This is a genomic window from Trichlorobacter sp., assembly GCF_030247655.1.
Taxonomy (GTDB): Bacteria; Desulfobacterota; Desulfuromonadia; order Geobacterales; family Pseudopelobacteraceae; genus Trichlorobacter.
Window position 1 is genome coordinate 1 of record NZ_JAOTRZ010000071.1, and the last position, 13,128, is coordinate 13,128.

Annotated in this window: 15 protein-coding genes; 9 read left to right on the forward strand and 6 right to left on the reverse strand. The window is 53.2% G+C overall.

What is annotated here, in order from left to right:
• Window positions 1-234, forward strand: a 234-nt coding sequence (locus OEL57_RS08235; protein ID WP_300739509.1) for a hypothetical protein, incomplete at its 5' end; no start/stop codon positions are given.
• A gap of 84 nt (window positions 235-318) precedes the next feature.
• Here the strand turns inward: OEL57_RS08235 and OEL57_RS08240 are convergent.
• Window positions 319-597 (reverse strand): TatA/E family twin arginine-targeting protein translocase, encoded by a 279-nt coding sequence (locus OEL57_RS08240; protein WP_300739511.1) that lies wholly within the window; start codon window positions 595-597, stop codon window positions 319-321.
• A 169-nt stretch (window positions 598-766) separates the two neighbouring features.
• Here OEL57_RS08240 and dusB point away from each other — a divergent pair, with 169 nt between their 5' ends.
• The 4 genes from dusB (at window position 767) to OEL57_RS08260 (ending at window position 4,936) form a co-directional block, all read left to right on the forward strand.
• Window positions 767-1,738, forward strand: coding sequence for a tRNA dihydrouridine synthase DusB (dusB, locus tag OEL57_RS08245; protein ID WP_300739534.1), 972 nt, complete (start codon window positions 767-769; stop codon window positions 1,736-1,738).
• 7 nt (window positions 1,739-1,745) lie between these two features.
• The gene (locus OEL57_RS08250) at window positions 1,746-2,843 is read left to right on the forward strand and encodes a two-component system sensor histidine kinase NtrB (protein ID WP_300739513.1); all 1,098 of its coding nucleotides are present in this window, start codon (window positions 1,746-1,748) and stop codon (window positions 2,841-2,843) included.
• 5 nt (window positions 2,844-2,848) lie between these two features.
• Window positions 2,849-4,291, forward strand: a complete 1,443-nt coding sequence (locus OEL57_RS08255; RefSeq protein WP_300739515.1) for a sigma-54-dependent transcriptional regulator — start codon at window positions 2,849-2,851, stop codon at window positions 4,289-4,291.
• Window positions 4,292-4,369: 78 nt separating this feature from the next.
• A complete protein-coding gene (locus tag OEL57_RS08260) occupies window positions 4,370-4,936 on the forward strand; it encodes a hypothetical protein (RefSeq protein WP_300739517.1) in 567 nt (188 codons plus the stop codon).
• A gap of 47 nt (window positions 4,937-4,983) precedes the next feature.
• On the opposite strand, the gene OEL57_RS08265 is transcribed toward OEL57_RS08260, so the two are convergent.
• The 5 genes from OEL57_RS08265 to OEL57_RS08285 all read right to left on the reverse strand — a co-directional run bounded on the left by OEL57_RS08265 (window position 4,984) and on the right by OEL57_RS08285 (window position 10,042).
• Entirely contained in the window at window positions 4,984-5,607 is a 624-nt protein-coding gene (locus OEL57_RS08265; protein WP_300739519.1) for an HAD family hydrolase, read from the reverse strand.
• Window positions 5,604-5,915 carry an HNH endonuclease gene (locus OEL57_RS08270; protein WP_300739521.1) on the reverse strand — a complete coding sequence of 104 codons (312 nt, stop codon included), beginning with the start codon at window positions 5,913-5,915 and terminating at the stop codon, window positions 5,604-5,606. Before OEL57_RS08270 ends, OEL57_RS08265 begins: the two co-directional genes overlap by 4 nt.
• Window positions 5,916-6,078: 163 nt before the next feature.
• Window positions 6,079-8,433 (reverse strand): endonuclease MutS2, encoded by a 2,355-nt coding sequence (locus tag OEL57_RS08275; protein WP_300739523.1) that lies wholly within the window; start codon window positions 8,431-8,433, stop codon window positions 6,079-6,081.
• On the reverse strand, window positions 8,430-8,807 hold the full coding sequence (locus OEL57_RS08280) for a peptide chain release factor family protein (RefSeq protein WP_300739525.1): 378 nt from the start codon (window positions 8,805-8,807) through the stop codon (window positions 8,430-8,432). Before OEL57_RS08280 ends, OEL57_RS08275 begins: the two co-directional genes overlap by 4 nt.
• Window positions 8,807-10,042 carry an EAL and HDOD domain-containing protein gene (locus tag OEL57_RS08285; RefSeq protein WP_300739527.1) on the reverse strand — a complete coding sequence of 412 codons (1,236 nt, stop codon included), beginning with the start codon at window positions 10,040-10,042 and terminating at the stop codon, window positions 8,807-8,809. Before OEL57_RS08285 ends, OEL57_RS08280 begins: the two co-directional genes overlap by 1 nt.
• Window positions 10,043-10,232: 190 nt before the next feature.
• Here OEL57_RS08285 and OEL57_RS08290 point away from each other — a divergent pair, with 190 nt between their 5' ends.
• The 4 genes from OEL57_RS08290 to OEL57_RS17055 all read left to right on the forward strand — a co-directional run.
• A complete protein-coding gene (locus OEL57_RS08290) occupies window positions 10,233-10,895 on the forward strand; it encodes a lysophospholipid acyltransferase family protein (protein ID WP_300739529.1) in 663 nt (220 codons plus the stop codon).
• Window positions 10,873-11,343, forward strand: a complete 471-nt coding sequence (gene rnhA, locus OEL57_RS08295; protein WP_300739531.1) for a ribonuclease HI — start codon at window positions 10,873-10,875, stop codon at window positions 11,341-11,343. Before OEL57_RS08290 ends, rnhA begins: the two co-directional genes overlap by 23 nt.
• Before the next feature lie 45 nt (window positions 11,344-11,388).
• Complete coding sequence (locus OEL57_RS08300) at window positions 11,389-12,942, forward strand: hypothetical protein (RefSeq protein ID WP_300739533.1); 1,554 nt, start codon at window positions 11,389-11,391, stop codon at window positions 12,940-12,942.
• Between the two features lie 18 nt (window positions 12,943-12,960).
• Window positions 12,961-13,128 (forward strand): MCP four helix bundle domain-containing protein (locus OEL57_RS17055; protein ID WP_414718508.1); only part of this gene is annotated, 168 nt, incomplete at its 3' end.

Here is a 13,128-nt window from a genome sequence, read left to right on the forward strand (position 1 = left end):
CGCTTTGACCTGCTTTTTGAAGCCTGTAGATACCATGCTGATGGCTATATTTCTGACGAGCCCACCATTGGCACCTGCTGGGATGCCGATCGCCTGGATCTGTGGCGCGTGCATGTTCAGCCCGATCCACAGTACATGAACACCGAGCGCGGCAAAGAGCTGGCCAGACGTTACAAGTCGTTGGCGTTGCGCAACAAGGAACGATTCATCCCTCCAAGATTCTTTGTTGATTGAATCTGAGCTGGTGCAGGCATAAACGCAGAAAGGGCCGGGTAAAATCCCGGCCCTTTCTGCATCATAATTGGTGTTGACCAAAAATCAGGCAGACTTCTTGCTTTCCTCTGTCTTGACCGTTTCTTTATCAGATTCAGCTGCAGCGTGCTCAGGTTCTGCCGCCTGTTTGTTTTTGATAAGTTGATCAACCTCTTCTTTGCGTGCTTCTTCCTGGACATTACGCTGGAAGTCTTCAGAAGCCTTTTTGAACTCGGCTAGTCCTTTGCCCAGTGATTTAGCCAGATCAGGCAGCTTGTTGGGGCCGATTACGATCAACGCTATGACCATGATAACAATCAGTTCTGGCATGCCTATTCCGAACATGAGGTGTTCTCCTTGGTATGTTTTCGGGTAGCTTCTGACCCATTAAAGCGTTATTCATTGCTGTATGGCAACAAAAAAATGAGTTGTTTGTCTTGTAACTGCAATGTACAAATGTGCATAAAAAATAATCATCTATGTATAAAAAATAGTCAGGAGTGCTGTGGTGTCACTGCTTCGTCCTCTTCAGATTGCCGGTTTAACGCTACGTCATAATCTGCTGCTTGCCCCGTTGGCAGGCATTACCAATCATGTTTTCAGGCTTATCTGCAGGCAGCAGGGAGCCAGTCTGGCCTTTACTGAAATGGTCAGTGTCAACGGCATGGTTCGTGAAGGTGAAAAAACGCGGTCTTTACTTGAAAGCTCACCGGAAGATCGCCCTTTGGGGGCGCAGCTGTTTGGAAATGATCCCGGGCTGCTTGCTCAAGCAGCAGGTATGATTGGGGATAGCGCCGATCTTCTTGATATCAATATGGGCTGTCCGGTACGGAAGGTGGTTGGTACCGGTGCCGGGTCTGCCTTGCTGCAGAATCCGGCGCGGATAGCAGAAATTATCAGAGCGGTGCGTAAGGCAACAACACTGCCTTTAACGATCAAGATCCGTAGTGGCTGGCAGTGTGGTGATGATACCTGGCAAGAGGTGGGGCGGATTGCCGAGGCAGAGGGCTGTGACGCCATTACCCTGCACCCCCGCAGCCGGGCACAGATGTTTGACGGACAAGCCAACTGGCAGCATATTGCCCAGTTGAAACAGTTGGTAAAGATACCGGTGATCGGCAGTGGTGATCTGTTTACCCCGCAGGATTGCCAGAGGATGTTGGCTGAGACCGGCTGTGACGGCGTGATGGTGGCCCGGGGCGCATTGGGGAATCCCTGGATTTTTAGCCAGACCTGTGAGCTGCTGGAGGGAAGGCCGGTGACGCCGGTGTCCTGTGTTGATCGGATGACGATGGCAGAGCAGCACCTTGCCCTGTACATTGACTATGCCGGTGCATCAGTTGCGGTGCGGGAGATGAAGAAGCATCTGGGGTGGTATATCCATGGTGTACCGGGGGCAGCGGCCCTACGCAGGACTGTCAATATGGCCCATAATACAGATGAAATGCTGGCGATAATCAGCCAGATCAGAGAAACGGGAGTGTAACAATACGGTGCATGCTGACCTGAGTGGATATGCCCTTACGGTGTTGGACAGTGTGGGGGACGGGGTAATTGTCATCAACGGTGAAGGGCTGGTGACGTTAATGAACCCTGCTGCCGAAGAGATGACCGGTCGCTCCCGTCGTCAGGTTGTTCGCTCGCGTTTTGCTGAATCATTTAAGGCTGAACCGATCCTGGTTGATATGGTTGAGCGAACCTCCACAAGCGGTATCTCGTTATCGGATCAGGATAATGTGGTGCTTAACTCTTCCGGGCGGGCTATTCCGGCCAATGCCACCACCTTTCCTCTTATGCGATCAAATGGCGAGACAATCGGTGTTATCCTGACCTTGCGTGATCTGACCTCAATCCGCGAACTTGAGGCAGCGGTCAGGCAGGCTGATCGCCTTGCTACCCTGGGTACCCTGGCTGCTGGACTGGCCCATGAGGTTAAAAACCCGCTGGGGGGGATCAAAGGGGCTGCCCAACTGCTGGAGCGGGAGCTTGATGAGGACAGCGACCTGCTGGAATATCCCCGGGTGATGATAAAAGAGGCAGAGCGGATTGACCGGATTATCCGTCAACTGCTGGATCTGGCGTCACCGCGGGGACCACGCTATACCCCGGTTAACCTGCATATGGTTTTGGGTGATATCATTCTGCTGCAGCGCGAGGCTGCCGGGGAGCGCGATGTCATTATCTCCACCGGCTTTGATCCCAGTATCCCCCCGATTATGGCTGACGAGGCTCAACTGACCCAGGTCTTTTTAAATCTGATCCGTAACGCCATTGAGGCGATGCCCGGTGGTGGGCGGGTTACGGTATCCAGCCGGGTACTGGCTGAATATCACCTGGCCCGAAATGAAAACCGTTCACGCATGGTGGCAGTGGAAGTGGCAGACACCGGCCCCGGTATATCTGAAGAAAACCTGGCCAAGGTGGGGACACCGTTTTTCAGTACCAAAGATAACGGTACCGGGCTGGGATTGGCCATCTGTCAGAAGATTGTGGCTGAACATCGCGGCATGTTGAAGATAGACTCGAAACCGGGACAGGGGACCAAGATCAGTGTGTTACTGCCACTGATTCAGTCACCCGCGAAAGGATAAACCCTATGGGACTACATCGAATACTGGTGGCTGATGACGAAGAGAGCATGCGTTGGGTGCTTTCCAAGGCGTTACGCAAAAAGGGGTACTCGGTTGATCTGGCTGCTGATGGTAATCAGGCCCTGCGCCAGGTACGGGAACAGTCCTATGATCTGGTAATTGTAGATATCAAGATGCCCGGCATGTCCGGTCTTGAGTTTCTGGACAAGGCCCGGGAACTGCGGCCTGACCTGCTGGTGGTGGTAATGACCGCCGAGGCCAGCATGAAAAATGCGGTTGAGGCGATGAAGCGCGGTGCCTACGATTACATCACCAAGCCGTTTGATCTTGAGGTGATTGATGCAATCATCGAGAAGGTCAGCCGGGCGCGGGATGTCAGTAACCAGGTCACGCTGTTGAAGCAGGAACTGAAGGACCGCTATCAGGTAGAAAAAAATATCATCGGCAACTCGACCGCCATGCGGGAGGTCTACAAGACCATCGGCAAGGTGGCTGGCAGTGATATCACGGTGCTGATTCAGGGAGAATCCGGTACCGGCAAGGAACTGATCGCCCGGGCGATCCATTTTAACTCTACCCGCCTGGGCAAGCCGTTTGTGGCGATAAACTGTGCCGCCATCCCCAAGGATCTGCTGGAAAGTGAACTGTTCGGCAGCGAGCGGGGCGCCTTTACCGGTGCTACCGAACGCAAGACCGGTAAGTTTGAACAGGCCAACCACGGCACCATCTTTCTGGATGAGATTGGCGATATGCCGCTGGACCTGCAGGCCAAGATCTTGCGGGTGTTGCAGGAGCAGGAGATAACCCGCATCGGCGGTTCACAGAACCTGAGTGTTGATGTGCGGGTGGTGGCTGCCACTAACCAGGAACTGCAGGAGCGGGTGCGCAACCGCGAGTTCCGTGAAGATCTCTACTACCGCCTGAATGTGGTGCCGATCAATCTGGCACCGCTACGTGAACGTAGTGAGGATATCCCGTCGCTGGTGGAGTACTTTCTGGAGCGGGCCTGTGCCGAGCTTGAGATACCAACCAAACAGTGCGCCCCTGAAGCGATGGAGCTGCTGTGCAGCTACACTTGGCCCGGTAACGTGCGGGAACTGGAAAACACCATCAAGCGTGGCGTCATTCTCTCCAGTGATCCGCTTTTGACCATGGTTGATTTTTCCGGCCTGACCAATCGTCAGGAAACTATCCATGCCGTACCCCAGGAGCAGTCATTGGAATCGCTGGTTGAAGGCAAACTGCGTAGCTCCATGAACGGGATTGAAAAGCTGGATAAAGGTGATATCTACGACCGGGTATTGGAACAGGTTGAACGCCCCTTAATTCGTTTTGTACTCGAAAAGACCCGTGGCAATCAGGTCCGGGCAGCTGATATTCTGGGGATCAACCGCAATACGCTGAGGAAAAAGATCAGTGAGCTGGGGATAGCGGTCAAGAAGGACTAACAGGCGGCACGTGGACTTTGATTGCAGATTGTAGATTGTATGGTACGGTATTGTGTAATTAACCAGACCGGAGATGCCATGTCTATTTTTAAAATGATACTTAGCTTTGCACCATGGATAGCCTTTCTGATTATATCCGGCCCGACCATGTTCAGGTTGAAGCTGGGTATTATTGTGGCTGCCATACTGGTTATTGTAATGGGTGTAACCAAGTTACACAGAGGGGTTATTCTCTGGGCAGGCGTGCTGTTTTTTATCTATGCATTGATTTCAGTTGTCTGGCTGAACAATATGTGGACAGTCAGGCATATGGGGATTCTGGCCAATGGAACGCTGGCTTTGGGAGCCTGGCTTACGGTGTTGCTGAAACAGCCGTTTACCCTTGACTATGCCAAGGAACATACCGATCCGTCACTCTGGGATTCGCCGATTTTCCTGAAGACTAACTATGTCATTACCAGTGCCTGGGGAGTGGTGTTCATTATTGGTGTGCTGAACGCATGGTTGAAGATGCAGCATCTGGCAGTACCACACTGGGTATTTGAAGTGGCGCAATATTCCTTTATGCTTGGAGCGATGTTCTTTACTAACTGGTACACAGCCTATGTAAAGCGACAGAGAGGTTCTGAGCCGGGGCTTGCTTAAGAATGCTGTTAACTAACAAGGGCACCGGAAACGGTGCCCTTGCTGTTTCAAAATATATGCTTTAGTAGCTCTTCATGCCGTTCAATTACCGCCAAGGCAGGCAGGTCTGATTTGTAGGCGATGAACGGTACCCCGGCAGCAGCGGCAGCCTGCATATCCACGGCACTGTCCCCTACAAAAAGAGCCTCTTGTGGTTTCAACCCGTAATGTTCCAGTACCTTTAACAATGGCTCTGGATGCGGTTTTGGGTTTTTTACTTTACCAGCCGTCATCACGCAGCCAAAGAATCCTTCCAGACCAAAGTCTTCAATGATCATTTCCATGGAGGCGGCCCGGTTGGTGCAGATCGCCAGTTCAACCTCGCCCTTCAGGGCGGTCAAGGTCTCCACCAACCCCTCTTCACGCCGCATGTACGGCATCAGCTCCTTGTAGCGGATGGTCTTGCCGATGGTGATGGCCTCTTCCTTCTGGGGATCTTTGCCAAAGAAATGCTCAATCACATCCAGGTAGGAAAAGGTGTGCAGCACCCGTTCTGATTCTGTGCAGAGCCGGTTGATCTCGGGCCTGCCCAGACCGGCCATGATCCGGTTGTAGAAGATGTAGTTGGACTCAATTGAATCCAGAATCACTCCGTCGCAATCATAGATTACTGCCTTGTAGCGTGTTGTCATGCCTTGTCCTCTTCCGGTTGCCGGGCCTTGGTCAGGTACTCTTCCCATTCCATTGGCAGCAGGTATTTCTTGCGGCTGTTGCATTCCTTGCAGGCCGGTACCACATTGTTGCGGCTGGCTTTGCCGCCACGGGTGACCGGCACGATATGGTCCATGGTCAGCTCATCCGGTGCAAAGCGGTTGCCGCACCAGTGACAGATCCCCAGAGCCACGCGGTTTTTCCACCAGCGGCTGCGGCGCAGTTCGCGGGATTTATCCCGTTCACGCTTGACCTCTTCTTCAGTGATTTCGATAATAAAATCATCCATTAGATACAATCCTTGAAAATCATTCACCACAGAGGGCACAGAGGAACACAGAGCAAAATCAAGAAAGTCATAACGATCTATAACTTTGGTTCTCTGTTTACAATTCTTCTGTTACTACCCTGTGATCCTCTGCGTCCTCTGCGGTAAAACGATGAGAATCAGCTTATCCAAGTAACACGATAGTGGCGCCGTCCCGTCCTTCGTGCGGTTCTCCGCTACGGAAGGAGTTTACTTGTGGATGCCTGCCCAGAAACTCACGTACCGCCCGCTGCAGGGTGCCGGTGCCGATGCCATGGATGACTCTGATCTCCCGTTGTCCGGCCAGAACTGCCTGGTCAATGAAGCCTTCCAGCTCTATCAACGCCTCTTCCACCCGTTTGCCAATCAGGTTTAGCTCATTGGCAGCCTCTTCAGGCTGGAGTTTCATCTTGATCTCAGGTGCGTTCTTACGCGGTTTGGAACCTGCTGTGCTGCTGCCGGTAATCAGGCCGTGCAGCGGAACCTCTATCTCGATGCTGCCGGCCCTGACCCGCACTTTGCTGCGCGTCTGGTCAACGCTGATGACCGTGGCTTCGCGCCCAAGAGATCGAACCTGTACGATGCTGCCCGTCTGTAGATTTTCTACCGCAGGAGCCTGTTGTCCTGTTGGGGCAAAGCTTGCTTCCAGCTCTTCTGCCTTCTGGCGGAACTTGCTTTCTGTTTCCTTGCGGCGGTCCTGCTTAAACTGTTCCAGCAGCTGATTCATTTCACGCCGGGCAGCGGTGATGGTATCCCGTGCATCCTGACGGGCCTTTTCAATGGTTTCCTGCCGCAGGCGGACAAGATCAGCCTCCTGCTGGTGTAGTACCATGGCAAGATTATCAAGCCGTTGCCGTTCCTGCTGCTGGCTGGCAAGCTCATCTGCCAGCGTATTCCGTTTCTGGCGTAGCTCCTCAATGATATTTGAAAAGGCGGTGCCAGCGTCCCCCAGCAGGGCTCTGGCGGTCTGCAATACGGATTCAGGCAGTCCGTAACGCCGGGCGGTTTCCAGTGCATGTGATTGTCCCGGCTCACCCATCACCAGATGGTAAAGCGGGGTCCAGGTGGCACTGTCAAACTCCATGCCTGCGTTCTGCATCCCGGTTGTCTGCTGGACAAAGCCGACAATCTCGGTCAGGTGGGTGGTGGCCAGCACCACAGCGCCCCGCTGTTGCAGTTCCTGCAGGACAGCGCAGCCAATTGCCGCCCCCTGCAGTGGTTCAGTGCCGGTTCCCAGCTCATCCAGCAACACCAGACTGCGGGAACCGACCTGCTCCAGGATTCTACTGATGGCAGCCACATGGGCCGAGAAGGTGGAGAGGCTCTGTTCAATGGACTGTTCATCGCCTATATCCACCAACAGGGCATCCAGCAGCGGTATGGATGAGGATGGTGAGGCCGGCACCGGCATGCCTGAGAGGGCCATGGCGGTGATCAGGCCGACGGTTTTTAGGGCGATGGTTTTGCCACCGGCGTTGGGGCCGCTGATAACTAACACCTGGGCACTGGAAAGTTCCAGATCCAAGGGGACGATCGGTGTGGCATCCTGCTGTTCAGCCCGCATCACCATCAGCAGCGGATGCCGTGCTGAGAGTAAACGCAGGGAGCCGTTCTGATTTAGTTCAGGGGCCGCCATGCTGAACTGCTCGCTAAAGCGGGCGATGCAGTCCAGACGGTCCAGCTCTACCAGGGTTGTAAAGCAGGCGGCGATCCGATCGGCATCCTCCCTGATCCAGGCAGAGAGTTGACGCAGGATGCGAATCTCTTCAGCCTTTTCTTCAGCAGACAGATTCTCCAGCTCATTGACAAAGGGGATGATCTCCAGCGGCTCCATAAAGGCGGTTTCACCGGAGGAGGAGACATCATGCACCACCCCCGGCACCATCCCTTTGGAGTCCATCCGCACCGGAATCACCCAGCGGCCGGAACGGATAGTGATAAAGTCATCCTGCAGGAAGATGGCGGTTTCATGTTTGCGGACAAACTCTTCCAGTTTGCGGCGCACCCGTGCAGCCAGGGTCCGCTTGGTCTTGCGGATCTCGGCCAGTTCCCGGGAGGCAGAATCCAGAATGGTGCCTTCATCGTCAAGCGTAGCAGAGAGTGGTTCAAGGATGTCGCTGAAGGCTACAGGAAACGGCTCTAAAAGGCGCAGGGCAGGGATGTCATCCCGTGGCGCAAGCTGTTTGTTTAGCTCTGCCAGTGAGCTTAACACCGGTATGAACTCCAGCAGGCCAAAGGGGGAGAGGATCGCTCCCTCCGGGCGTACCTGTTCCAGCAGGGGACGGATATCACTAAAACGGCTGATCCGCAGGCTGATCCGTTGCCGCAGCAGGGTGCGGATCTCTTCGATCCGTTGCCAGGTAAGGGTGATGGCAGCGGCAGACTGCAATGGAGCAATGGCCATGATGGCGGCAGTGCTGGCATCGCTGCGGGCATGGCCTGCAACCACCTGCAGGACCTTGTTGAATTCAAGACGACAAAGTGTTGTGTGAGATATCATGGGGTGTCGGTATTCTGTAGTTTGCTGGTTGAACGGCGATTCCTGCGGTTTTTCTGTTTGCGTAGCTTGGCGACCTTTTCATCGTCACTGCCAGGTAGACCGCGACTTCGGGCGATTTTTTCCAACAGCTCCCTTCGCGCAAGAAAGCGATTCAGGGATTGGCTGCGCTCGCGTCCGCAACGGGCTTCAATGCCGGTGGGAAGGTGGCGAACCTGGGCTGCACTGGAGGTCTTGTTAAGATGCTGCCCACCTTTGCCTGAGGAACGGACAAAGCGTTCTTCAATATCTTCTTCCCGAATATTCAACTCTATCATGCGGGCCAGTAGTGCCTGTTGTTTCTGGGGGCTAACGGCGAAGGTCGGGCTGGTGGCCATTAACTCATGCCTGCCTGCCAGTTGTAGGCCTTCATCTGGGCATCCATAACGGTATTGTAAGGGATAGACAGGGCACCCAATAGTTCTGATGCCTTGACAAAGTCAACCTGTTCCAGCGCCTCGGCCAGGGCAAGCAGGCTGCCGTAGGTGCCTTCCCGGCTCACCAGTGCCTGCTGAACTTCTTCTGACAGGTTCAGCTCATCTGCTATCTGTTCCATGGGGATATCATACAGAGATTCAAGCAACGACAGGATACCGGTCATAAAGGCCTGGTCTGCTGCCTCACGGTTGCCCCGCAGGCGTGGACAGGCTGTTGCCATCTGTTCCATGAAGCCGCCGCGTACAGCAGCCATATCCACCAGCGGATTTTCCATGGCATGGCTGTCATCAGTAGCAAACAGGGCCAGTTGTACCCAACGCTTGATCTGTGCCCTGCCCAGCATGCTGATGGCATGACGCACGGTCTGGATTTTCTGCAGTCCCACAAAGGAAACAGAGTTAACCAGCAGGAGCAGTTTGTAGGTCAGACCCGGACTGCTGCGGAAGGTCTTTTCAACCTCCTCCATCTCGGCATCATCCATTAGCTGTCGCATCAGCTTTAAAAGCGCAGCGCCACCTTCATCAATTTTTTTCTTTTCAATCACCGCTGGCTTGGCAAAATAGTAGCCCTGAAAGTAATCAAAGCCCAGATCAAGGCATTTGAGGAACTCTTCCTTGGACTCCACTTTTTCGGCCAACAGCTTGAACTGATAGTGGCGATAGCATTCAATGGTTGCCCCCAGAGTGTCCACCGGGGTGGCCATCAGGTCCACCTTGACGATATCAATAATCTGGTACAGCTCTTCGTAGATCGGGTCATAGTCATGATCATCCAGGGCCAGCACGAAACCGGCCTCCTTTAGCTCACGGCAGCGCTCGATCAATGCCGGGGTCACCTCAAGGGTTTCCAATAACTCCAGAACCACCATCTCTTTGGGCAGCAGTTCCAGGGAGTCACTCATCAGGATATCCAGCTCAAGGTTGATGAATCCCAGGTGCTTGCCCAGGATCTGTTTGACCCCAAAGCCGGCCAGGGTGTTCAGGATGACGCTGGCAGTGGCCTGGGAGGCGTCGCTGACATTGGCCTCAGTCAGGGATTGTGCTGAGCGAAAAAGCAGCTCATAGGCGCAGATCTGCTCATCACGGTTCAGGATCGGTTGGCGTCCGATCAGGTATTTCTGTTCTGATTGATCCATAGGTGTCGGGTGTCCTGCCTGATATGTGGGCATAGTTACTTGATGAAAGGGGTTAAGTATACGCTATCTGTCCTTTAAGTGCAATCGGCACCGTTTATGTCCGATCTGCCCCTGAGTTATTGCTGAACAGCCCATTGCGTGGTATAGGGTGAATACGACTAAAACTTACATTTGGCAGTAAAGGAAGAACGTGGCAAAGGCTTCATTTCTACAGCGCTTTTGGGTGACCTTTTCGATTAATGTGGTTGGCATCTACGCCTCGCTGTTGAATCGTATGAAAATCAAGGGAGAACAGCATATTCCTGATGCAGGTGGTGTGCTGCTGACCTCCAACCATATCTCGGCCTATGAAACGATTTTTCTTCCCTGGGCCGCCTTACGCAGACATCCGCTCCAGATGCTCTGGGCACCGGCCAAAGAGGAACTGTTTCGTAAGCCGTTTCAGCGGTTTATTTACTCCTCATGGGGAGCCTTTCCGGTGCGGCGGGGCAGGGATGTCAAGGCCGGCAAGGTTCTGAACGATCTGTTGACTGATCAGAAGGTGATGCTCTTCCCTGAGGGAACACGTAACAAAGACGGCCGATTGGGGCAGGGTAACCGTGGTGTTGGCAAATTGATCTTTGATACCCGACCAACGGTTGTACCTACAGCCCTGATAGGACTGAACCACTGGCGTTTTCCAAGTCTGGGGGCCAAGGGGGCAATTGTCTTTGGGCCACAGATCACCTTTGATGACCTGTTTGCGCTTGAGGACTGCAAGGAGACCCACCAGCTGATTGTTGAACGGGTGATGGAGGGGATTGCAGAACTGTTAAAGCAGGAAGGGGCCTATGTCGGACGTGTTGAAAAGTAAGGCCCTGACGGATGTTGAGATTTTCTGTGACGGCGCCTGCAGTGGTAACCCCGGTCCCGGAGGCTACGGCACCATTCTGCGCTGCCGTGGCAATGAAAAAGAGCTGTCCGGTGCTGCTGCAGAGACCACCAATAACCGGATGGAACTGACCGGAGCCCTTGAGGGACTTCGACAGTTGAGCCGACCCTGTCGGGTAACCATAACTACTGATTCCCAATATCTGGTAAAGGGGATGACCGAGTGGCTAGCCGGCTGGCAGCGTAACGGCTGGAAAAACAGCAAGAAAGAACCGGTGCTTAATAAAGATCTCTGGGAGGCGTTGGTTGAGGCGGTTAAGCCTCATCAGGTGGTCTGGCAGTGGGTGCGCGGTCATGCCGGACATGCAGAAAACGAACGTTGCGATTGTTTGGCCAGAGAAGCGATCATTGCCATGAAAAATAAGAATTGAGCTGATTAGAAAATACACGATGTCATTACCCAGCGAGAGGGTGCCATGAAGGATATTGAAGCAGAAGTAGGTGTTAAAGACATCATCGGTTTTTATATCAAGATCAATGACAGTGCCAGGGCCAAGAAAGATATGGCCAAGCTTTCGGCCAAAGATAAGGCGGCTGCCTTTTCACTGATTGTTGAGTCCAATGCCGGTCGGGAATTTAAGATCGAGATCGCCCGTTATTTTGTGAACGATCTGGATGCCCATATCCGCCGCAAGGCGGAACTGCTGCTGGAGGCCTTGATCCCTGGCTGGGTGGCTGATCCTGCTGCCAGTATTCTGCAGGTACTGCGTTCTGCTGAGCACAAAGGTCCGGCCCGGCGTAATGCTGCGGTTCGCTTTCTGTTCGGTATTGTTGATGCAGACTCTCTGCGGATTACCCTGACCAGCCTGCTTTCCAGTCGCAATCGCTCCCATATTGTTGAGATTATCGATATCCTTGAACAGTACATCGATGCCTCCGAGGATGAGCCGGAACAGGTCAAGATCTTTAACGCCTGTCTGGATATTGTGCTCTCTGACGAGATTGAGATGCCGGTTAAACACCATGCCACCAACCTGCTGTCGGTATTCTTCAAGAAGGTTTCCACCACTTCATTGGGCGCCCACCTCAAGGCAAAATATATTGAGAAGCAGGTTGAGAAGGGTGAAAGCGTCTACCGTTTCCTCTGCAGCGGTACCTGTGGTCTGACTGCCAGCTACCTTGAGGATCTCTTGCGCCCGTTGCAAGAGGGAGGCAAGGTTTATCAGCTCAAAATTCTGACCTACTTTACCTTCCTGTTGGATAAAACCTGGAATGAGGATGAGGTAGACAACCATATTGATACCTGGCCGGAGAGCTGGGAGCCGGAAGAAATTACCAAGATGGACAAGGTCAAGCGCTTCCGCTCCAGTATCCTGAAACAGGTTGAGGAGTTATGGGAGTATGCTGCTGATGATGAGGTAAAAGACGGCATCATGGCAGTGGTGTACAGCGGCCATCCCGTGAAACAGGAGTTGTTGTCAACGGTTAGAAGTAAGCTTACCGGTGGTGGGCTTTCAGAGCTGGCGACTGATAAAATTGCCCGTATTCTGAACAGTTTTCTGAAAAGCTATCAGCACGATGAACTAAAGCCTCAGGCTGCTAACCTGTTGCTTTTCAATGTCTCCGGGGAGCGATATCATTTAGTCGCGCTGCGTTTCCTGCGGGATTATCTGGAAAAAAGTTCGCTGAATCAGGCTGAGCAGGCCAGCCTGGCAACGGCACTGCTGCAGTTTGCGGGTGCTGCAACCGGTACTGAAGAGCGTGCAATGGCCTGGTTGCTGGTCTTTTTGCTGGATCCCTGTAAGCTGGATGAAGCAGACCAGCATAAACAGGTGTTGACTTCCTTGCGAACCATTATTGAGCAGGAGGTGGTTGCGGATTACTCCCGTACATGTATGACTGCGGCATTGGAACGCTTTATGACAGAGGTCAAGACAACAGAAAAACTGAAAAAGGCAGCGGCCTATCTGCTGTTCCGCCTGCAGAATCCTAACGAAAAACCGACTTGGGATAAGATAGAGAAGAAGTGACAGGCAAGGGGAGGTTGTATGCCAGCTGCATTTGAAAATCTGGGGATTAGAACCAAACTGGTAATTGCGTTTTTGGTGGTTGCCGCTTTTGCCGGTTTATTAGGTGCCGTCAGTGTTATCAATATCCAAAAGATGGAAAAGGCCGATACCTTTATGTACCAGGAGGTTGCGGTGCCGCTGGCTGGT